Genomic DNA, 22678 nt, shown 5'->3' with positions numbered 1-22678 from the left:
ATACTAAATAGTATCTTGCTGCTTTATTTGCACCTATGATTAAATCCATGACAGGCTTTGGCCAGGCTTCATTTGAAGGTGGTCACTTTCAACTCAACATAGAGGTGAGAAGCCTAAACTCCAAGTTTCTTGATTTAAATCTTCGTCTCCCAAAACTCTTCACAGAAAAAGAGCTTGAGATCAGGAATCTCATTACCGAAAAATTAGAAAGAGGAAAGGTTTCTATTTCAATTGACTACCAGCAACAGGGGCAACAAGAACCACAAATAGCTTATAACAAAGACTTGTTTAAGGCTTATTATATTCAGTTGCAAAAATTAGCCAACACTGTAGAGGCTCCGCAGGATGCTTTATTCCAGCTTGCTCTCAACTCTCCTGGTGTAACCGAAAATAAGTTTGATGAAACACTTACAGAAGAGGATTGGAATAATCTCAGAAGCACGCTTTTAAAAGCAATGGCGGATTGTGAAGTGTTCAGGGTAAAAGAAGGCGCTATTTTACTTCAGAAATTTCAGGAGTACATCAATACCATCAGCAAAGGATTGGAGAGCGTTAAAGAGATTGATCCAAAACGTGTGCAACGGGTAAGAGAAAAACTAAAGGGAGGCATTCATGACTTTTTTGGCGATGAAGGCTTTGATAAAAACAGACTTGAACAGGAGATTATTTTCTACATAGAAAAACTCGATATACAGGAGGAAATTGTTCGCCTGGGTACCCACCTTGATTACTTCACACAAGTGTTAGGCGATAAACAATCGAACGGAAAAAAACTCGGTTTCATTGCACAGGAAATTGGAAGAGAGATTAACACCATCGGCAGCAAAAGTAATGATGCTGCTATGCAAAAAGTAGTGGTGGTGATGAAGGAAGAACTGGAAAAAATTAAAGAACAACTCAACAACATTTTATAATGGCTACAACAAAAATTACTGTTAATAATAACGGCTCTTTAAAAGTAGAAGGTGATTTCGAAATTGTAGACGCACAGGGCAATATTTACGGATTGCAAGGCAGAACGGTTCTTTCTCTTTGCCGTTGTGGTCACTCAAAGAACAAACCCTTTTGTGATGGCTCTCATAAGAGTGGCTTCGAGCATGAAGGAAGTGCTTTTGAACTACCTCCGCGTAAAGTTTAAGGCTTTATGAAATCGTCATGATCTGATGCACACCCAGAAGCATAATAATGAGCGATTCCGTGTGTCCTAAAGCAAAAAAATAAATATTAACACGTGAAATTAAAAGAGTGCCCTTCATGTGCCATGGAAATTGACGAGAAGGCAAAGGTATGCCCCATCTGTCAATATGAATTTACCGACTACAGTCAGGGAATCAAATGGACCGCCCTCTTACTTGTTATCATCTTTCTTGTTTACCTGTTATTAAATATACTATAGGTCTTAGCATCTCATGGACAGTTTTAACTGCTCATGTAATTATGTTTAAGCAAGACGGCTTGGTGCCTATCTTAGCTTAAAATAAACTTGTATGCTGAAACGTCTGCTCTTCATTACCTACCTGTTCATCGTTGGCCTTGCAGAGGCTCAAACACTGGGCGAACTTACCGTTGATAAAATTATGCGCGATCCTCTATGGATTGGTCAAGCACCAAGCAATGTAAGCTGGTCGCTGGATGGCAAAACCATTTACTTCAACTGGAATCCTGATAAGGCAAAGTCTGATTCGCTCTATAAAATAACGCTCACCAACCGAACGCCCCAAAAAGTATCCAAGCAAGAGCGCATGAATTTGCCCGCTGGTAATGGCACATACAACAAAGCCAATACAAGCTTTTTGTTTGAAAAAAATGGAGATATTTTTCTCTATGACATTGCAACTGCTAAAAGCAGACAGATTACCAACACAATCAATAGAGAAAGTAACCCTACATTTTCAGGAGATGAGCGTAAGATCATTTTTACTGCGGAGCAGAATCTTTTCAGCTGGGAAATTGCTAATGGCAATCTGACTCAACTGACGGATTTCAAAAAAGGAAAGAAGAACATGCCTCCTCCATTAAATGAACAAGAGAAATGGTTGAAGGAAGATCAGTTGGCATACATCCAAATCTTAAAAGAACGCAACGATGCTCAAGCAGAAACAGCACGTATCAGAAAAACCGAACAAGTAAAAAGGCCCAAAGAAATTTACCTGGATGATAAAAATGTAGACCAGGCAAGGCTTAGTCCGGATGGTAATTTTGTAACCTTCAGACTGACAAAAAGCAGTAATGCCAAAAATACCATCGTCCCTAATTATGTAACAGCTTCTGGTTTTACGGAAAATATACCCGCCCGCACTAAAGTAGGCGCAGCGCAGAATACTTCGGAACTTTTTGTTTACGACATTAAGCGCGACACTGTATTACAGGTAAAGGTCGATGAACTGCCTGGAATTACTGAAAAGCTTGCTTTTGTAAAAGGTGATTCGAAAGAGAAGAAACCTGTTAACAGAGCCGTCACTTTTTTTGGCCCAATCTGGTCGGATGATGGTAAGCAGGCTATGCTCATATTACGTGCAGTTGATAACAAAGATCGCTGGATTGTTTTATTGGATGCAGCTACACAAAAACTAACACCTGTACACCGCCTACACGATGATGCCTGGGTGGGAGGACCCGGTAGTTTTAGTATGGGTTGGATCAGCAACAGCAGTTTATGGTTTATCTCTGAAGAAACTGGTTATGCACATTTGTACAGTTATGATGTAGTTAGCAAAACACAAAAGGCACTCACCACAGGCAAGTATGAGGTGCAGCAAGTGTCATTATCACGCACTAAAAAGCATTTCTATTTAACAACAAATGAGGTCCATCCAGGAGAAAAGCATTTTTACAAATTAGCCGTAACCGGTGGTGCTGCAGAAAAAATCACTTCAGCCACAGGAGCCCATGAAGTAGAATTGTCCCCTGACGAAAAGATGCTGGCTTATCGTTACTCATACAGCAACAAACCCTGGGAATTGTTCTTAGCTGAAAACAAAGCAGGTGCTAAAGCACAACAAATTACACAGTCGCTAACTCCGGAATTTACTTCGTATAGCTGGCGCGACCCTGTTGTTACCACTGTTAAGGCACGCGATGGTGCAGACATCTACACACGCTTGTACAAACCCGCTAAACCAAATGGTGCTGCCGTAATATTTGTGCATGGTGCTGGCTATTTACAAAATGCGCACAAATGGTGGAGCAGCTATTTCCGCGAATACATGTTTCACAATTTATTGGCTGATAAAGGCTATACAGTAATAGATATGGATTATCGTGCCAGTGCCGGTTACGGTCGTGACTGGCGTACAGGTATTTATCAATTTATGGGTGGCAAAGACTTGACTGACCATGTAGATGGTGCAGCATGGTTAGTAAAGGAACATGGCATTGATCCGAAACGCATTGGTATCTATGGTGGTTCTTATGGAGGCTTTATTACTTTAATGGGTATGTTTACTACACCGGATGTATTTGCTGCCGGTGCTGCTTTACGTCCGGTTACTGACTGGGCACATTATAACCATGGTTATACCTCTAACATATTAAACACACCTGTACTGGATAGCCTTGCCTATGCAAAGAGCTCTCCTATTTATCATGCAGCAGGTTTAAAAGGTTCGTTGTTGATATGCCATGGTATGGTAGACGTCAATGTTCATTTTCAAGATGTGGTAAGACTTTCGCAACGATTAATGGAGTTGAAGAAAGAAAACTGGGAGTTGGCCGTCTATCCTGTAGAAGATCATGGCTTTGTTGAGCCAAGCAGTTGGACGGATGAATATAAACGAATATTGAAATTGTTTGAGGAAAAACTTAAGTAGTCGATTTCTTCTCTCACCATAAAATAAAAATGGCTTGTGAAATCACAAGCCATTTTTTATTAACACGATTTAATATCATGATCATTCAGGATCTGTTGCTAAGGCCATGATTATCAAAAACAAAATTTTATACAACGTTGGTTTTTTTAAGAACAGTACGTGCGCACAACAATATTTTTTTCTTAAGCGAGTAATCCAACGGAAGCATTACATTTTGTGTCTATGCAAGGTTGTTCATTCTTCAAGTGAACAACCCCATAAAAATTATCTAAATATTTATAAACAATAGACCAACGAATAATTACAACGGTGTGTCTATTGGCTGTTAAACAAAACTATTTTAAAAATGAAAAAAGTAATTCACAACACATTATCAAATCGTTTGTCCTTGTTATTGCTTCTTTGCGCTATGCTGTTTGTTACAGCAAGCTGCGAGGATGATGACTCACCCGTTGTGGTTGCTGCGCCAACACTGGGCAATGCTTCTGCAATTACAGCAACAGGGTTTACGGTCAATTGGACTGCTGCTACCGGAGCTGATAAGTATTTATTAGATGTCTCTACTTCTAATACCTTTGCGACAACGGTGACAGGATTCAGCAAAAAAGAAGTAACAGGAACATCAACCAATGTAACAGGGTTAACAGCGCAAACAAAATACTACTTCCGCTTATACGCTAAAAAAGGGACTGCTACTTCTGTTGCCTCAGCAACCAAAGATGCTACTACACTTTAATTAAATCCGATAGGCTTTTGTGCTGCAGAACAAAAGCCTGTTTGATTGCATACTGTTCATCTTCAGCTATCATTAACTAATATTTAGTCGTTATAGAGAAGATTTTTCGAAACAGGTTATTAGATCAATTTTGCCAAGGTACTGATATACCTTTCAGGTACCTCACCTTTCGTGGCGGCTAGGTAATCGTTATAGCTACAAGGAATAATACTATTTCTGGAATAGCGTTTTTTGCCATTGGGGTTAGGCACTTCCAGCCACCACTTCTCGCTCATCTTACTTTTATAGAAAGAAATGGTTTCAGGATCAGAGGGCATAGACACCGTATACTTGGTGAAATCGTTTCCTTTAAAATTCTGTTCGTTCTTACGGTTATAGTAGCCTCCTATAAAATACCAGATCATGGTGGCAATAACTGATGCTGTCTTCTGATGCGTATCATCCAATTCAGGATGGTAACCATAAAATCCGACCGAGCTCAACTTCTCATTCAATCCTGCATACCAGCAAATCTGACAAGCCTCTTCGCCAGTTAAGCCAAAGGGTTGAGCATAACGATTGCCGGGTGCATCGCTGGATCGAATAGCGGTAACATCAAAAGAAAGTAAATCGGCATGGCGGATGGCTGGTTCCATCTCTTGCATATTGGTGCGCATTTGCCCTATGCGAAAAGCTTCAAAGTAAAGTTTCTCCAATACAGACACAGATAAAGGATCAATCAAATAACTCTGATAACCTAAATGAATATAATTGAAGAGATAGTTTGGTTCATGCAGCAATATCTTATGCACATGTTTTCTTTCAATACTCGTTTGTGGATCATCTTCCAGATCAAGAAAAGCGTCAACATTTAAAAAGCTTACTAACTTCTCAAAGGTTTCATAGGCCGCGTACTGACCGAAATCCAAATCGTGTGCACCTCCAATAATGATTGGCAATACATTTTGTTCCAGCACAATGCGACACACTTCACTAATGCGTGTATACATTTCATCTCTGTCGTGACCAGGATTTAAATTTCCCAAATCAACGATTCTGAAAGCACCCGCACCACGCTTAAGATTGTATAATTTCTTTCTGATCTCATCTGCAGCCTTTGTGTCAGGATCGCTTACGCCAATAATTACAATATGTGCATCGCGGTAATCAGGCATCTTATCGCCATATACACGAATGTTTTTATAGAAAGAAGAGGTGGACGAAATGTTCTCGTAAATGCTTTCGTCAACGGGTGAGAAGAAAATGGTTAAGTCCATGTTGGCTGGAATGAAGTGTGAATATAATCATTCCAAATCTGAACTTGAACACTTGCTGGTTATGACTTAAAAATTACTTTTACAAATCTCGCTTCAGTCGCAAAATCCGGACAGGTGTTATAGCCTGCAATACCGCCAAACTTACATAATTCATTTCCTGAGCAATCATATACCACTGTCATGGCATCAGCACAACCAAAACAGTTATTGATCGAAATCACCGCCTGGCCTTCGTACTCATACTGTTCTATCAGTCCTTCTTGCCAGCTTGCTCTTTTCATCTGCTTCACCTTTGCCTCCAACCAGTCGTTATTAGCACATGGCAAGTCAAGTGAGTCTTCGCAGGAGAATGCCGAAAGCGAAAGACCAAGCATCAGCAGCATAACAATTCCCTTAATCATAACCTGAGTTTTCCATTTAGACACACCATGAGCTTTATGCGTTGGAAAAATCAGCAGCGAATACCTTATATCCTCGGTCACACTTCCAATGTGCCCTTGGTTTTTCTTTGGTTCTGTGTAAATCTGTGGCCACTACAACTTGACTTTTATAAAACAAAAAAGCCTTCCAAAATGGAAGGCTTCCTTGTATAGTTTGGTGAAGATTAGCCACCGAAATCGTCAAAGCGAATATTTTCTTTTGGTGTACCCATTTCATCGAGCATTTTCAATACCGCTGCGTTCATCAATGGAGGTCCGCATAGGTAGAATTCGATATCCTCAGGTGCAGGGTGATTCTTCAAATAATTATCAAATAAACACTGGTGGATGAAACCTACATAGCCATCTGCTTCTCTGTCTTCCAGGTTTTTCTTCACCTTCCAGTTATCTTCAGGTAATGGTTCACTCAAACCGATGTTAAACTGGAAGTTAGGAAACTCTTGCTCGATTTTGCGGAAGTGCTCAACATAGAACAACTCTTTTTTAGAGCGACCGCCATACCAGTAAGATACTTTCCGGTTTGTTTTTTCTGTGTGAAATAGGTGGAAGATCTGCGCACGTAATGGAGCCATTCCGGCACCACCACCGATGTAGACCATTTCACGTTGTGTTTTATTGATATGGAATTCACCGTAAGGTCCTGAAATAGTTACTTTATCTCCAGGCTTGCGGGAGAAAACGTATGAAGAACAGATACCAGGATTTACATCCATCCATTTATTGTTGGCGCGATCCCATGGTGGCGTTGCGATACGGATGTTCAACATCACGATATTACCCTCAGCCGGGTGGTTGGCCATTGAATAGGCACGGAAGATGGGCTCATCATTCTTCATTTTCAGATCCCATAACTTGAACTTATCCCAATCGCCTTTGAAAACATCTTTGCTGCTGTGACCCAATTCAGGGTGAGGTGTGATGTCCATCGTTTTGAAGTCAACCGTCAAGGCTGGCACATCAATCTGGATGTAACCCCCCGCCTCAAAATGCAGTGTTTCTCCAGGAGGCAGTTTTACTACAAATTCTTTAATGAACGTTGACACGTTATAATTAGAAACCACTTCGCACTCCCACTTCTTAATACCGAAGATTTCGTCAGGGATGCGGATGTTCATGTCCTGCTTTACTTTTACCTGGCAACCTAAACGTACATTGCCGAGTTTCTCAGCGCGGCTCAGGTGACCCATCTCTGTGGGCAATACATCTCCGCCTCCTGATTCTACAACACACTTGCACATGGCACAAGTACCCCCTCCACCACAGGCAGAAGGCAAAAATATTTTCTCGTTTGCCAGGGTTGACAATAAAGAGCTACCGGCCGATACAGTGATTTCTTTTTCACCGTTAATCACAACTTTTACTGGTCCGGATTGCACCAATTTAGCCTGAGCAAAAATAAGAAGCGCCACCAGCAAAAGGATAACAATGGTGAACGCCAGAATGGAAGAGGTAATAACCATAACAGGTAAAATTTAAGTCCACAAATATAAGGCTGGTCGCGAATTTTTGTTTCGCAAAGCCTATAATTTTTGATTGGTTAAACGTTTGATTATTAATTGTTTAACTAAATACTACCCTTAAGTCTTTACCTTCCATCAGACTTAGTCATTTTTGGTGGTAAAAAGACCTGCTTTCAGGATGCTAAAACACCGACTGATATCAACTCCCTAACAGGACTAAAGGTGGCATTTGCTGCCAATAAAACACTTACACCATCACGCTCACTTAACGCTTTAAATTGGGCTAATGTTAAAATGCCTTGCAACAATTGTTTGCCATTGGCAGCATACCCTGATTTAAAAGTCTCAAAATCTTTGATGCTTACCGCGTTCTCGTCTTCAAAAGTTACTACAGCCTCTACCAGCAAATCGTTGGAAAAGGTAAGCGCTTCATGCTGCGCCCGCTTCTTATACTCATACGCATAGCCATACGTTAGCGCAGATACATCTGATAACACTGCCGACCCAGTTGGATAACTCCCTGCACCCTTGCCTACAAAAGTTTGTTTTTCGGCAAATGCCCCCTCTACTAAAACTGCATTGTATTCATTACGGATAGAAGCTAAAGGATGGTGTGCCTCAATAAATTGAGGTGCAACAAAACCAAAAACTTTATCGCCTTGCTTAAATGAGCGCGCCACAAGCTTTATTGAAAGATTATTCTCTTTAGCGTACTTCAAATCCGTTGCCGAAATTTTATTGATGCCAATATTGATAATATCTGCAGGTTTAACAAATACGCCAAAAGTGTGCGCTATAGCAATCACTAATTTAAACTTGGCATCATAACCTTCAACATCAAGTGCGGGATCAGTTTCTGCAAAGCCTAATTCCTGTGCTTTTAATAAAGCATCGGCATAGGATTTCTTCTCTTCAAAAACTTTTGTTAAAATGTAATTAGTTGATCCGTTAAAAATGCCTTCAATGGAAGTTAACAGATCATTATCGTAGTACTCTTCAAGGTTTCGGATGATGGGTATACTTCCGCATACTGACCCTTCGTATAAAATTGATTTACCATAACGCTGTTGTAATTCGTAAAACTCTTCCAGGTTTTCTGCCAGCATACGTTTATTAGCAGTGACTACGTGCTTACCTTTCTCTATTGCCTCTTTGACAATCTCATATGCCGCTTCATGGTCGTTGATTAACTCTATGACTATGTCAATAGAAGGATCGTTGAGAATCTCAGTCTTATCCGTAGTAAATAACTCCTGAGGTAAGGTTCTGTCTTTGTTCTTATCCTTAATGGCTATTCGTTTTATCTCTGCCTTAACACCGTGGGTTTGGCTAAGCACATTATAGAGTCCCTGACCGACTACACCAAATCCGAAAAGACCAATTGTTAATTTCTTTTTCATTTATTATGTATTTTCTATCTAAAAATTATTTACTCGTTGATACTTCTGCTTGCTGATAAAATTTTGTTATGGCTTTAGTCAACTGATCATATTCAACCAGAAAACCATCATGTCCATAAAGAGATTGTATAATGGCAATATCTGCCTGCGGAATATTCTCTGCCAGAAAGAGTTGTTCTGTTAACGGAAAGAGTACATCACTGTCAATGCCGATTACCAGGGTTTTTGCTTTAATTTTTTTCAGCGCATCCTCAATACCTGATCTGTCACGCCCCACTTGCTGACTGTCCATCATTTTTGTTAATGTCCAGTAGGCAAAGGCATTAAAACGCTTTACCAGTTTTACGCCCTGGTATTGCTGATAGGTGGCCGCCCTGAAAGTTTCTGTAACATCAGTACTATTTTCGGCTTGTGTTTGTTTATAGGTATCGTATGTTCTATATGATAGCATACCAATGGCTCTCGCTGCTTTTAATCCTTCTGCCCCTGCCAGATAATCTTTATTTTTCCAGGTATTATCTGCTGCAATGGCCATACGTTGTGCCTCATTAAATGCAATACCCCAGGGAGAATGCACAGCATTGGTGGCAATGGGAATGATGTATTCAAAAACATCAGGTTCCTGAATGGCCCATTCCAACACGTGTTGTCCGCCTAAGGATCCTCCTATCAGTGTGTGAACAGAATGAATGCCGAGTGACCTGCGCAATAAGTCGAAGGCCCTTACCACATCACGGTTAGTCAGCGTAGGAAAATCATGAAAATAAATTCCTTCTGTCTCAGGATTAATGGAAAAAGCGTTGGTTGATCCGTAACAACTACCTAGAATATTAGCACAAACAATAAAATATTTATCAGGACTGTATACGCCTTCTTTGGTAAAAAGTTTTCCCCACCATTCGGTAAAGTCAGAACTTCCTGTTAAGGCATGACAAACCCAAATCACATTATCGCGTTCAGCATTCAGCTTACCTACTGTGGTGTATTGAAGTTGGAAGCCGGGTAAATAAGCACCCAGCTCCAACTCAAAGGATTCATTGAAATAATATGTTGATGTTTGCTTCATAAACTTTATCTGAAGTTATTTTACTTGGTATTCACCCCTTACCTCTGGAGAGGGGATGGGGGTGAGGCTAACTTTTTCGAGTGCCTGAACAAAGTCGGCTTTAATGTCATCGATATGTTCAATGCCTACCGACACGCGAAGCAAGGTTGGCAATACACCTGTTGATAATTGTTCCTCTTCGCTTAATTGCTGATGCGTAGTGGCGGCAGGTTGAATAATGAGTGTTTTCGAATCACCTACATTGGCTAAGTGACTTACTAACTTCAACGAATCTACAAACTTAGTTGTATGTGTTTTGCTGCCTTTTAGTGTGAAGGAGAGTACGCCACCAAAACCATTGCGTAAATATTTTTTAGCCAGTTTATGATAAGTACTGCTCTCCAGACCGGGGTAGTTCACACTTTCAACCTGCGGATGTTGCTCCAGCCATTGGGCCAAAGCCAAGGCATTGTCTACTGTGCGCTGCACACGCAGCGATAAGGTTTCAAGGCCTTGTATTAACAAGAAAGAATTGAACGGACTAATCGCTGAACCAAAATCGCGTAAGCCTTCTACTCTTGCACGAATAATGAAAGCAATGTTGGGCAATCCGAGCGGATTGTTAACACCAAATACTTCGGCAAACTTTAATCCGTGATAACCCTCTGATGGTTCAGTGAACTGTGGAAACTTGCCATTACCCCAATTGTAATTTCCACTGTCGACAATCACGCCACCAATAGAGGTACCGTGGCCACCAATCCATTTCGTAGCAGACTCCACCACCACTGCAGCACCATGTTCAATTGGTTTAAACAAGAATCCGCCAGCACCAAAAGTATTATCAACAATCAATGGAATGTCGTAGCTTTTGGCCAATGCTGATAAGGCATCAAAGTCGGGAATGTTAAAACCAGGATTACCGATGGTTTCGAGGTAAATCGCTTTTGTTTTATTGTCAATTAGTTTTTCAAATGCTTCAGGCTTATCTCCTTCTGCAAATCTTACTTCAATTCCCAGGCGTTTAAAAGCAACTTTAAATTGATTATAGGTACCGCCATATAAAAATGAAGTACTTACAAAGTTATCGCCTGTTTGTAAGATGTTGTTGAGTGCAATAAACTGTGCTGCCTGACCACTACCTACTGCCAAGGCCGCCAAACCACCCTCTAAAGCAGCGATGCGTTTTTCAAACACATCGGTGGTGGGGTTCATAATGCGTGTATAGATATTACCAAACTCTTTTAAAGCAAATAGATTGGCACCATGCTCCGAGTTTTTAAAAGTGTAAGAAGTTGTTTGATACAAAGGAACTGCACGTGAACCTGTAGCATCAATTTCGTGACCAGCATGTAGCTGAAGTGTTTCAAAACGTAAATTAGACATGATAATAGTATTTAGATTGTTAAAAATGTTTTGAGAAAATAGTAAGAAGCAAAGCGATGACATGACTTGTCAAGCCTTGAGTGTTGTGTTACGAAAAAAGATTAATCGTTAACAACAACAACCTGCATTGGCGGCAGGCATACACATACAACACGTATAAGTTGTATGTGCTTCCCTATGCGTGGCAAAAGGGAGGCAACAATAAATGATGGATTGAGTTAAGTCGTGAATAGAAGCTTTTAAGCTTAGAAGCACCTGCTTTGTGATGTGAATGAAGTTAATTGTTTTCATTTTCAATCGTTTTATAGTTCTCCTCAACACCTTGTTGGGAGCAGGATTTAGCACCTTTCCACATTTGGTGGCGGTTGCTAGTGCTTCTTTGAGCCTGTTCTCTCAGCACTTCTTTATAAATCGATTGGGCGAATGGCCTTCTCGACTATGATGACACAAACGTATACTGGTTTAGTAGAGTTTCCAAATACTTCAAGAAATATTTTAAAATATTTTTTGCCTTACAGCTGTTCGTTATGGTATTTCCTCAACAACACAATCTGACCGGTGTGATACAAATCATGATGGATGATGCCGTTTAGCATGACCTTAAATTTGAAAGGACGGCCTGGAACTTTTTCTTCTAATTTTTCAATTGGTGTTTGTTCGAGCAATCTTAACAATCGTTTTTGACTCGCTTTTAACTCCAGTATTGTTGTCTTCAGATTTTTAGTGCTTGGAAAATTCATTTCATCGGTATCAATATCAAAGGCAGCATTCCCTTCCAATTTTTCGCAGACAAAATTTCTCCACGCTGTCATGTGTGCAATTAATTCAATAATAGTATGCGAGTTCCCCATTCGTTGGTCAGCTTGTACATCACGCACGTCTTCCAGTGCTTCCAATACTGCAGGCCCATGCCAGGCGTTTTTTTCAAAAGTATGCGATAGCGTGTCAATAAGATTTTGAATTTCTGTTTTCTTCATACATCAATAAATAAAAAATTACTAATCCTCGTCTTTATCTAAAATCCGCCTGACTGATGATCCATTTTATTAATCCCTACTGTTTTCAAAACTAGTGGTATCTACACGGACTATCAGAAATAAAAATGACCAGTACAAGACTGGTCATCAATTATAGTTTTACAAAGTGAATAAGTTTACTCACCTACTTCAATCATCACACCACCTACCCAACCTGCTACTACATTGTAAAGTGCAGCTGTAATTACACCTGCAACCAGCCCAATGATGCCGTAAAGAATGGGAAAGAAAATGATGCTGCCAATTCCAAAAAAGCTGAGAATGGTTTTCGTTGTCTCATCACTTTCTGCCATATGTAAATTTGACATCACAGAGCCCCACGCAGCAAACATCAACCCGATGATCACTCCCAATAAAGCGTAAAGAATTCCAAGCACTTTTGCCAGTGAAAAAGGATCTACTTTTTTAATTTCTCTTTTAGCCATGATCTTTTAATAATTGACAATTTACAATGAACAATTGATTAAGTGAGCATTCCCCCATCAACCTGAAGTACCTGTCCGGTAATGTATGCCGACATATCTGAACCTAAGAAAACACAAGCATCTGCCACATCATCCGGACTGCCGCCACGTTTCAAAGGAATGGCGTCTCTCCAGCTCTGCACTGTTTTCTCATCTAGTTTACCAGTCATTTCTGTTTCAATAAAACCAGGCGCAATTGCATTGCTGCGCACACCGCGCGAACCCAACTCAAGGGCTACTGATTTTGTGAAACCGATAATACCTGCTTTTGATGCTGAATAGTTGGCCTGACCTGCATTGCCTTTTAAGCCAACCACAGAAGTCATATTAATAATAGAGCCGCTTTTCTGCTTCATCATTTGCTTGGTGGCCGCCTTCACCGTATTAAAACATGATTTCAAATTAACGTTGATCACACGATCCCAGGCTTCTTCATTCATGCGAAGCAACAGGTTATCCATGGTAATGCCGGCATTGTTTACTAAAATATCCAATGAACCAAAATCAGCAATTACATCAGCAATCAGTTTATCGGCTTGTGCGAAATCAGAGGCATCCGAGCGATAGCCTTTTGCCTTTACCCCTTTGGCGGCCAGTTCTGCCTCCAGTGCTTGTCCTTGTTCCACACTTGATAAATAGGTAAAAGCCACATTTGCACCCTGCTCAGCATACTTTAAAGCAATGGATCTTCCAATACCCTTAGAGGCTCCGGTAACCAAAGCCGTTTTATTTTGAAGTAGTTTCATTGTTGGATTTTAGGTGTTTATAAAATAGGATGATAAATACGACTATACCGACCAGTCCGGCATCGCGCACAAAAAGCCCTTCAACCATGTGGAATTTTAAATTCATAAAAGTACCACCCACTATGGCCAGCGAGCTGATGGATAAAAGTACAATGTGGACGATCTTCATTTTGTCAAAAGTAAGCAAAAGCCATAAATCTGTTAAATTTTGAGTTTTGAAAGCGCAAATGCAGGCTTATCTTTGGCAGCGAATTTAAAAGCATAGCTATGTCTAAATATGATTTAATCGTTATTGGCAGTGGGCCTGGTGGGTATGTGGCCGCCATCCGTGCTTCTCAACTGGGCATGAAGGTGGGTGTGGTCGAAAAAGCAGAATTGGGCGGTATCTGCCTGAATTGGGGCTGTATTCCTACAAAAGCATTATTAAAGAGTGCCAACGTTTTTGAATATATCAAGCACGCCAAAGATTATGGCGTTACGGTAGGCGAGGCGAAAGCTGATATTAAAGACATGGTAAAACGCAGTCGCGATGTAGCGGCTGGTATGAGCAAAGGCATTCAATTTTTATTTAAGAAGAATAAGATCGACCATATTGTTGGCTTCGGTAAAGTAAAAAAAGGCGGTAAAGTAGAAGTAACAGATGCCGAAGGCAAAAAAACTGACTACGAAGCTAAGCACACTATTATTGCTACTGGCGGTCGCTCACGCGAGTTACCTTCCATGAAATTCGATGGCAAAAAAATTATTGGCTACCGCGAGGCCATGGTGCTGCAAGAACAACCTAAAAAATTATTGGTGGTAGGATCTGGCGCTATTGGCGTTGAGTTTGCTTACTTCTACAACGCCATCGGTACGGAAGTAACCATTGTTGAATTTATGCCACGCATTGTGCCTGTAGAAGATGAAGAGGTTTCCAAGCAATTGGAAAAGTCTTTCAAAAAATCAGGCATGACCATACACATCAGCTCAGAAGTAACCGGTGTTGATACAAGTGGTAAAGGCTGTGTGGCAACTGTTAAAACGCCTACTGGTGAAATCAAGATAGAAGCTGATATCGTGTTATCGGCTGCCGGAGTTGTAACCAACCTGGAGGGTATTGGTTTGGAAGAAACCGGTGTGAAACACGAGAAAGGAAAAATTATCGTTGACGATTACTACAAAACAAACGTACCAGGCATCTATGCCATTGGTGATGTTGTGAAAGGCCCTGCCCTGGCACACGTAGCTTCAGCTGAAGGCATTATTTGCGTAGAGAAAATAGCAGGACAAAATCCTCATCCGCTTAACTATAATAACATTCCTGGTTGTACTTATGCATCGCCTGAAATTGCTTCAGTAGGTTATACAGAAGAAGCAGCCAAGAAAGCCGGATATGAAGTAAAGGTTGGCAAGTTCCCATTCACGGCATCAGGCAAAGCGAAAGCTGGTGGTGCTCCCGATGGTTTTGTAAAAGTAATTTTTGATGCCAAGTATGGCGAGTGGTTAGGCGCACACATGATTGGTGCTAACGTAACTGAAATGATTGCTGAAGTAGTAGTGGCCCGTAACCTGGAGACTACTGGTCATGAAATTGTGAAATCTGTACACCCTCACCCTACCATGAGCGAAGCCATTATGGAAGCGGCTGCAGCAGCCTATGGTGAAGTGATTCACCTCTAGGTCTTACACATTTTAATGAATAGAAAAAGCTCACCATTCTGGTGAGCTTTTTTATTTTTCAATGTTGCTGATTATTTAGGTAACACTACTGATTCTACCACGTGAATCACACCGTTGGACTGGTTCACATCGAAGATAGAGATTTTAGATGTGTTTCCTTTTTCGTCTTTCAACAATACGTCCTTGCCGCTCATCATCGCCTGAAGTTTACCACCTTGCACTGTTGTTAAGGTAGCTGTACCCTTACCTGCTTTAATAGCATTGGCTACATCCGCTGCGCTTAATCTACCTGCTACAACATGGTAAGTCAATACTGCAGTAAGTGTTGCCTTGTTCTCAGGCTTCAATAAATTTTCTACAGTGCCAGCAGGCAATTTTTCAAATGCTGCATTTGTTGGAGCGAATACGGTGAAAGGACCTGCACCTGATAATGTTTCAACCAAACCTGCTGCTTTTACTGCGGCCACAAGTGTTGTGTGATCTTTTGAGTTTACTGCATTCTCAATGATGTTCTTTGTCGGATACATCGGTGAGCCTCCTACAGTAACTGGTTTCTGTGCATATGCCGCAACAGATAACAATAAACTAAATGATGCAATCAATACTTTTTTCATAAAATGAGTTTTGTTTATTTAATTAACACCACTTACGAACGATGGTTATCGGTTGGATTTTATTAAATCAAAAAAATACTTATCACACCGTTAAACGGTAGTTAACGGGTGATGAGTAACATGAAAAGAATATAAAAATGTTTTGTTTAACGTAACATAGTCTTTTAACCATTTAGTACCTCGAAATCATATTCCATGCTGAGAATTAAAACAATACACTGCTTATAAAAATGGTACGGTTATTCAAAATCTAACTTTATAACAGTATTCATTTTGTTTAACACCTAAACTATTTTGATGCTCATTACTTTTTTATCGCCACTTAACCTGCCCTTGCGTATGGAACAACATAGAACTAAAGCAATAGGTCAATCTGTAGAAGCTTAAGAACCAGAGATCAAACCTGACTATTTATTAGGATGTATTCAGTACAGACTTTGTTCAAGGTATTTATCTGGCAATAACTCGGTGTCCTACTTAATTTTTAAATGCTCCTTGCAAACATTTTCAATATGACTCTTTTTTAATAATTTGAGGCTTTAATCACTACAACCATCGCTTTAAGAATACACATAGAGGAGAAAGAACTGGTCAGCCGCTTGCTGGCCAAAGACAGGTCAGCCCTGTCCTATCTCTATGATCATTATTCAGGCGCTTTATATGGAGTCATTCATCGTATTCTTCAACATGAAGACATTGCGGAGGAGGTTTTACAGGATATATTCTTAAAAATCTGGGATCGCATTGACCAATATGATGCTTCTAAGGGCAAGTTATTCACCTGGATGTTGAACATTGCCCGTAATCAGGCGATAGACAAAACCCGCTCTAAAGAAATTTCTAAGGATCAGAAAACCAAAGGCATTGATTCTCTCGTACATACAATCGACAGGCAAGATGCTCTTGAACAAAATATAGACGGCATAGGCCTAAAAGAGGTTTTAAACAAATTAGTGGAAGAACAACGCTTTGTTGTGGAGCACCTTTACTTTAAAGGCTATTCACAATCTGAGCTGGCGGAAGAGTTCAATATTCCGTTGGGTACAGTAAAAACGAGATTGCGTTCAGCCATGCAACAATTACGATCAATAGTAGGCGCTTGAATTTAGAAGAATACATATCGAGTGGAGTTTTAGAGGCTTATGCTGCCGGCTTACTTGCGGAAAATGAACGCAGGGAGGTAGAACTGCATTTGCAACAATACCCCGCGCTGAAAATTGAACTGGAGCAGATAGAAGCAACGCAGGAGCTACTGTTAATGAAAACAGCTATTCAGCCTTCTGCCAAAGTTAAAAATCAACTTTTTGAAGCACTCGATCAGCAAGCAGATAAGAAAGTAATTCCTTTAAGGCCTTCAAGTAATCAAACACGCTTCTGGCAATTTGCGGTAGCCGCCTCCTTAAGTCTAGCGATAATCAGTTCATTCTTAGCTTACAACTATTATAATAAATGGCGCACTACTGTTGTTAGCCTAAACGATCTGATGACACGCAACCAGCAGATTGCTGAAGATTATAACACTGTTAACAACCGTATTAGTCAAATTGAAACTGATTTGCGCGTAATCAACAGTCCTGACTTCAAACGAATTGTGATGAAAGGCACAGCCAATGCACCACAGGCGCTTGCAGCAGTGTATTGGAATGAAAACACCGAGGAAGTATACCTGAGTCTTCAAAATATGAAGGAGCTCTCAACAGAAAATCAATACCAGCTTTGGGCAATTATTGATGGTAAACCTGTTGATGCTGGAGTTTTTGATGGCAATCTGGCAGGACTTATTAAAATGAAAAACATCGGACAAGGAGCAGCTGCCTTCGCTGTAACCATTGAACCTAAGGGAGGCAAAGCAAGCCCTACACTTGAAACCATGCAAGTACTTGGCAATACAACTGCAGGTTAATGTCTTTCAAAAGACTTAAATCGCCTTGTTTTTTTGTTTTTTAACAGCCTTTTTAGACTTTTTACCCCAACAATGGTTTACTAAAGCGTATCTTTGACCATTAATTAAAAGTGAAAAAGAATCTACCCGTACAAGGCTATTACAAAAGAGCAAAAGTCTTTGGCTTCATGCTTATAGCTATTTTAGCCATTCTTACCCTTATATACCTCTATAATTGGTATAATTCCTGATCTGATTGCCTTCAGATAAGCGCTGTTTTTTTGATAATTTAGCAGACTAAACAGCTTCAACCATGAAGGCATACACTATTGGCATTTTACTCCTTTTCAGTTTAACACTGCACGCGCAAAAGCAAGACTCAATCATGCAGGTGCAATATGCTTCCGCATTAAAAAAACTGGAGGCTAATGATTTGAATGATGCCATCCTCCAATTCACTCAACTGATTAACTCTGGCTTCGCTAATAAAGAAGTCTATGTAAAAAGAGGACTATCCTATGCCAAACAACAACAATATGACAAAGCCCGGTTAGACCTGGATGAAGCGGTAAAGGCACGCATCAATACTGCCGAACTTTTTGAATACCGCGGGCTCGCCAAATACAATTTGAACGATGCTACAGGAGCAGCTACTGATCTGGAAAAAGCCACAAGCATGGGCGCTAATAATTTCGATGTCTTCGCTACGTTGGGGAATGCCAAATTTAAACTGGAAAGCTATAAAGATGCTATTGCTAATTACGACAAGGCCATAGCGCTCGGTAAAGCAGATCACATACTTTACAATAACCGCGGTAAGGCCAAATTCAACTTACAAGATTTTCAAAATGCCTTACCTGATTTCGATAAAGCCCTGGCATTAAAAGGCGATTATGACAAAGCCCTTGAAAACAGAGCTGCCACACGTTATGCTCTAAAAGACTGGAAAGGCAGTGTGGAAGATTTCGACAAAATGATTGCTGCCGGAAAAACTGAAATAGAACTTTTTCAGAAAACAGGAACAGCCAAATATGAGTTAAAAGATACCAAGGGTACTATTGAAGCACTGAGTAAAGTAACAGCCAAAGGTGTTCGCGATAAAGATGTATTTCAAATGCTTGGTCTCAGTCAGGCCACCTCAGGTGACTGTACAGAAGCACAAAAAAACCTGAGTGCTGCTGTAGCTATGGGTAGCACCGATAAAGATGTATTTCGTCAACTCGGAAGCTGTCAGTTTAAAAACAAAGAGTTCACACCCGCTATCGAATCATTAAGTCGAGCCATTACTGCTGGGGTCAATGAAGTCGATGTATTTGTGATGCGTGGTCATGCATACTTCAACACCAAAAATAATGAAGCTGCTGCCAAAGATTATGAAAAAGCGATTTCGCTTGGTGCTAAGGAGTATGATGTCTTCAAAAATATGGCAGACATCAGTTTCTTGAAAAATGATTTTACAGCAGCCATCAAACATTACGATGCAGCACTCGCCCTAAACGACAAAGATCCAATTGTCTGGAATAATCGTGGTAAGGCTAAAGCAAACACACAAGATCTTAAAAATGCCATCCCTGATTTTGATAAAGCTATCTCACTTAAAGCAGATTACGATAAGGCCATTGAAAATCGTGCTAACACACATTACGCTTTACAAAACTGGAAAGAAGCTTCATTGGATTTTGATAAACTGATTGCGTCAGGTAAAACTGAAACAGAATTTCTGCAAAAAACTGGTACAGCCAAATACACGCTTAAAGACTTTAAGGGAAGTGCGGATGCTCTGAGTAAAGTAGTTGCTAAAGGCATAAAAGATAAAGACGTTTACAAAATGCTGGGCTTGAGTCAGGCACAAAATGCTGACTGTATAGAATCGTCTAAAAACCTGGCAGCCGCAGTAAGTATGGGCATCAGCGATGCTGAAACACTTAATCAGTTAGGTACATGCCAATACAAGAATAAAGATTTTAGTGGCGCACTGGAGTCATTGAGCAAAGCGGCAACTGCCGGTGCCAGTAGTGCCGATTTATTCTTAATGAAAGGTTTGTCTGCCATCAACCTGCAGAAACCAGATCTTGCTGAACCGGATTTGGAAAAAGCCATTTCATTGGGGGCTAAAGATTTTGATGCTTTCAAAAATCTGGGCGATATCAATTTCAAGAAAAATAATTTTTCCAAGGCAATCTCTTATTACAACGAAGCTTCTGTGCTGAATGACAAAGACCCAGTACTCTTCAATAACAGAGGAAAAGCCAAAATGAATAGCGATCAAGTGACTGCATCCATCGCAGATTTCGACAAAGCTATCCAATTGAAAAATGATTATTCGAAAGCTTATTTAAACAGAGGTACCGCCAAATACAATACAAAAGACTATGCAGGCGCCCTACCTGATCTGGAAAAAGCGAAAGTAGCTGAAGGGGAAACAGCTGAATTACTACAAATGCTTGCACTGGCCAATTACAACACAGCTAAAAAAGATGCAGCAAAAGACTATCTGGAAAAAGCTATTAAAGCCGGAGTAAAAGACGCAAAGGTGCTGCTTTATGCAGGCTATTTGCGTTATGATGCAAAAGATTATAAGGGTACCGTTGAAGCACTAACTGCTGCTGAAGTTGCAGGGGAAAAGGAAGATGGTGTGTACGAAAAAAGGGGCAAGGCTTCTTTTCAATTAAAAGATTATGTGGCAACCGAGATTGATCTGCAAAAAACAATTGCCAAAAATACCAGCGACTTAGTGGCTTTTGAAAATCTGGCTATTAGTAAACTACAGCTTAAAAAGGAAGAAGAGGCTCAACCCATTCTTGAAAAAGCTGTGACATTAAATTCTCAAAATAAAGAGGTGTACTATGCTGCAGGTAATGGTCGTTTTAAACAAAATAATTTTACGGGCAGTATAGAAGCTTACGACAAAGCCATTGCTTTAGGCCAGAATGATGAAGTCATTTATAATAACAGAGGTAAGGCCAAAGTCAATGCAGGACTCGTGCAGGAATCACTTTCAGACTTTGACCGCGCCATCGGATTAAAAAATGAATACACACTTGCCTTTAATAACCGTGGCAAGGCACGCTTTGCTTTAAATGATTTTAAAGGTGCTGCTGCTGATATGGCGATCGTTGCCTCTCGCAATCAGGCGGGGGTAGATGAATTTACTATATTAGCCATCGCCAAATACAAGACAGAAGATTATAAAGGTGCGCTTGATCCTGCTACTAAAGCTATTGATGCCGGCACCACCAATGCCAAAGTGTATGAAGCAAGAGGTGGATCGCATTTTAAACTTAAAACATACGACAAGGCTATTAGTGATTTAGCCAAAGCAGTTGAAATGGGAGAACGAACTGCAGAAGTATATTACCAGCTCGGCACTGCACGCTATCAATTAAAAGATTACACCGGAGCCCTTACTGATTTAGACAATGCTATTAACAGTGGCATTAATGATGCAGTGGCTTATGATATGCGTGGTGTTTGTAAGCTGGAGGCTAAAAGGTATGATGATGCTCAAAGTGATTTCACAACGGCTATAGAAAAAGACGCTAAACTAGCTGTTGCTTTTTTTCACCGTGGTGACGCGCGTTATTGGCTAAAAAATGCTACTGCTGCTTTAGATGATTATACACAAGCCGTTACATTGGGCCATCGTGACCCTGCACTCTACAACAACAGAGGTCGCGTTTATCTGGAAATGGAGAATTATCCTGATGCGCTAAAAGATTTTAACACAGCACTTACCAGTAATAAAGAGTACGTAAGCGCCTACCAAAACAGAGGCTCCCTCTTTGTAAAAACAAACAAGTTTGATGAAGCCGCCAAGGACTTTCGCATGGTGGAAAAGATTACGCAAAAACCTGATCCTGAACTGAACCGCCAGTTGGCTGATGCCTACTACAATGGAAATAATTTTGTGGCTGCCGAGGAATATTTAGATCGACTCATTGCTTCTGGTGTAAAGGATAAAAATATTTTCTACAGGCGTGGTCGCGTAAGTTTGGAGCAGGAGATGTACAGAGAGGCCATCAAGAGCTATGATGAGGCACAGAAGGCAGGTGAGAATACACCCATACTTTTTGCCGACAAGGCCAAAGCTTATCTAGGATTAGACGATACAAAATCTGCTATTACAGAGCTTGGCAATGCCATTAATGTTGATCCAAAAAATCCCAATAACTATTTTAACAGAGCATTGATCAAAGAGGAGATTGAAGATTTTGAAGGTGCTATTCTGGACTACAACCGTGTTATTCAGCTCAACCCTGAGGATGGTCTGGCTTATTATAATCGTGCCACATGTAAGGCTAACAATGAAGATGTTGGCGCTGCGATATCCGACATGGACGAAGCGATTCGCATAGAACCAAAAAATGCTTCTTATTTTAAGCAGCGGGGTAATTTCTATTATCAAATGGAGGATACTAAAAAAGCCTGTGTTGATTGGAGACAAGCCGTTGTACTGGGTGACCCTAAAGCAAGGTTCTCAATTGATTCATATTGCAAGTAAGAACGGGATTTAAGGATTTACTGCGTGAACAAGATTAGAGCAAATAATTCATCTAAAAATTTATAAAACATCACTAAATCTTGCTAATCTTTAAATCCTAAAAATCCTGATACCGAAAATTAACACCAAAAGGAGCAAGATTTACTGGATTTTAAAAATTCTAAATTCTAAATTCTAAATTCTAAATTCTAAATTCTAAATTCTAAATTCTAAATTCTAAATTCTAAATTCTAAATTCTAAAT

The 22678-nt window shown here is 40.3% G+C and carries 19 protein-coding genes and 1 riboswitch; of the genes, 8 read left to right on the top strand and 11 right to left on the bottom strand.

What is annotated here, in order from left to right; all coding sequences use genetic code 11:
* Window positions 1–35: 35 nt before the first annotated feature.
* From ACO1XM_RS12910 to ACO1XM_RS12895, 4 genes are all read left to right on the top strand, one after another.
* Window positions 36–914: a YicC/YloC family endoribonuclease gene (locus ACO1XM_RS12910; protein WP_486229596.1), complete on the top strand. Its 879-nt coding sequence runs from the start codon at window positions 36–38 to the stop codon at window positions 912–914.
* The gene (locus tag ACO1XM_RS12905; protein ID WP_486229594.1) at window positions 914–1138 is read left to right on the top strand and encodes a CDGSH iron-sulfur domain-containing protein; all 225 of its coding nucleotides are present in this window, start codon (window positions 914–916) and stop codon (window positions 1136–1138) included. Before ACO1XM_RS12910 ends, ACO1XM_RS12905 begins: the two co-directional genes overlap by 1 nt.
* Before the next feature lie 349 nt (window positions 1139–1487).
* Window positions 1488–3809, top strand: coding sequence for a prolyl oligopeptidase family serine peptidase (locus ACO1XM_RS12900; protein WP_486229592.1), 2322 nt, complete (start codon window positions 1488–1490; stop codon window positions 3807–3809).
* A gap of 346 nt (window positions 3810–4155) precedes the next feature.
* Entirely contained in the window at window positions 4156–4545 is a 390-nt protein-coding gene (locus ACO1XM_RS12895; RefSeq protein ID WP_486229590.1) for a fibronectin type III domain-containing protein, read from the top strand.
* Between the two features lie 119 nt (window positions 4546–4664).
* Here ACO1XM_RS12895 and ACO1XM_RS12890 read toward each other — a convergent pair whose 3' ends face one another.
* From ACO1XM_RS12890 to ACO1XM_RS12845, 10 genes are all read right to left on the bottom strand, one after another.
* The gene (locus ACO1XM_RS12890) at window positions 4665–5801 is read right to left on the bottom strand and encodes a formimidoylglutamase (protein ID WP_486229588.1); all 1137 of its coding nucleotides are present in this window, start codon (window positions 5799–5801) and stop codon (window positions 4665–4667) included.
* Window positions 5802–5860: 59 nt separating this feature from the next.
* Entirely contained in the window at window positions 5861–6202 is a 342-nt protein-coding gene (locus ACO1XM_RS12885) for a DUF6970 domain-containing protein (protein WP_486229586.1), read from the bottom strand.
* Between the two features lie 203 nt (window positions 6203–6405).
* Window positions 6406–7701, bottom strand: a complete 1296-nt coding sequence (nqrF, locus tag ACO1XM_RS12880) for an NADH:ubiquinone reductase (Na(+)-transporting) subunit F (protein WP_486229584.1) — start codon at window positions 7699–7701, stop codon at window positions 6406–6408.
* Window positions 7702–7874: 173 nt separating this feature from the next.
* Window positions 7875–9101, bottom strand: coding sequence for a homoserine dehydrogenase (locus ACO1XM_RS12875; protein WP_486229582.1), 1227 nt, complete (start codon window positions 9099–9101; stop codon window positions 7875–7877).
* A 25-nt stretch (window positions 9102–9126) separates the two neighbouring features.
* On the bottom strand, window positions 9127–10167 hold the full coding sequence (locus tag ACO1XM_RS12870) for a homoserine O-acetyltransferase family protein (protein ID WP_486229580.1): 1041 nt from the start codon (window positions 10165–10167) through the stop codon (window positions 9127–9129).
* Between the two features lie 15 nt (window positions 10168–10182).
* A complete protein-coding gene (locus tag ACO1XM_RS12865) occupies window positions 10183–11532 on the bottom strand; it encodes an O-acetylhomoserine aminocarboxypropyltransferase/cysteine synthase family protein (protein WP_486229578.1) in 1350 nt (449 codons plus the stop codon).
* Between the two features lie 299 nt (window positions 11533–11831).
* Window positions 11832–11945, bottom strand: a riboswitch (SAM riboswitch).
* 99 nt (window positions 11946–12044) lie between these two features.
* Window positions 12045–12509 carry a DinB family protein gene (locus ACO1XM_RS12860; protein WP_486229576.1) on the bottom strand — a complete coding sequence of 155 codons (465 nt, stop codon included), beginning with the start codon at window positions 12507–12509 and terminating at the stop codon, window positions 12045–12047.
* Between the two features lie 176 nt (window positions 12510–12685).
* Window positions 12686–12994: a DUF3566 domain-containing protein gene (locus ACO1XM_RS12855; RefSeq protein WP_486229574.1), complete on the bottom strand. Its 309-nt coding sequence runs from the start codon at window positions 12992–12994 to the stop codon at window positions 12686–12688.
* Window positions 12995–13032: 38 nt separating this feature from the next.
* Window positions 13033–13779 carry a 3-oxoacyl-[acyl-carrier-protein] reductase gene (fabG, locus tag ACO1XM_RS12850; RefSeq protein ID WP_127121403.1) on the bottom strand — a complete coding sequence of 249 codons (747 nt, stop codon included), beginning with the start codon at window positions 13777–13779 and terminating at the stop codon, window positions 13033–13035.
* Window positions 13760–13948, bottom strand: a complete 189-nt coding sequence (locus ACO1XM_RS12845; RefSeq protein ID WP_486229572.1) for a hypothetical protein — start codon at window positions 13946–13948, stop codon at window positions 13760–13762. Before ACO1XM_RS12845 ends, fabG begins: the two co-directional genes overlap by 20 nt.
* 98 nt (window positions 13949–14046) lie before the next feature.
* Here ACO1XM_RS12845 and lpdA point away from each other — a divergent pair, with 98 nt between their 5' ends.
* Window positions 14047–15438 (top strand): dihydrolipoyl dehydrogenase, encoded by a 1392-nt coding sequence (lpdA, locus tag ACO1XM_RS12840; protein ID WP_486229570.1) that lies wholly within the window; start codon window positions 14047–14049, stop codon window positions 15436–15438.
* A 71-nt stretch (window positions 15439–15509) separates the two neighbouring features.
* Here lpdA and ACO1XM_RS12835 read toward each other — a convergent pair whose 3' ends face one another.
* The gene (locus ACO1XM_RS12835) at window positions 15510–16052 is read right to left on the bottom strand and encodes a fasciclin domain-containing protein (protein WP_486229568.1); all 543 of its coding nucleotides are present in this window, start codon (window positions 16050–16052) and stop codon (window positions 15510–15512) included.
* Window positions 16053–16651: 599 nt separating this feature from the next.
* On the opposite strand from ACO1XM_RS12835, the gene ACO1XM_RS12830 reads away from it, so the two are divergent.
* The 3 genes from ACO1XM_RS12830 to ACO1XM_RS12820 all read left to right on the top strand — a co-directional run bounded on the left by ACO1XM_RS12830 (window position 16652) and on the right by ACO1XM_RS12820 (window position 22435).
* Window positions 16652–17155, top strand: coding sequence for an RNA polymerase sigma factor (locus ACO1XM_RS12830; protein WP_486229566.1), 504 nt, complete (start codon window positions 16652–16654; stop codon window positions 17153–17155).
* Window positions 17152–17955, top strand: coding sequence for an anti-sigma factor (locus tag ACO1XM_RS12825; RefSeq protein ID WP_486229564.1), 804 nt, complete (start codon window positions 17152–17154; stop codon window positions 17953–17955). The genes ACO1XM_RS12830 and ACO1XM_RS12825 overlap by 4 nt, the downstream gene beginning before the upstream one ends.
* Before the next feature lie 292 nt (window positions 17956–18247).
* Complete coding sequence (locus ACO1XM_RS12820) at window positions 18248–22435, top strand: tetratricopeptide repeat protein (RefSeq protein WP_486229562.1); 4188 nt, start codon at window positions 18248–18250, stop codon at window positions 22433–22435.
* Window positions 22436–22678: the final 243 nt, after the last annotated feature.

Source organism: Chryseotalea sp. (genome assembly GCF_057350905.1).
This window is presented reverse-complemented; position numbering and strand designations above follow the sequence as displayed.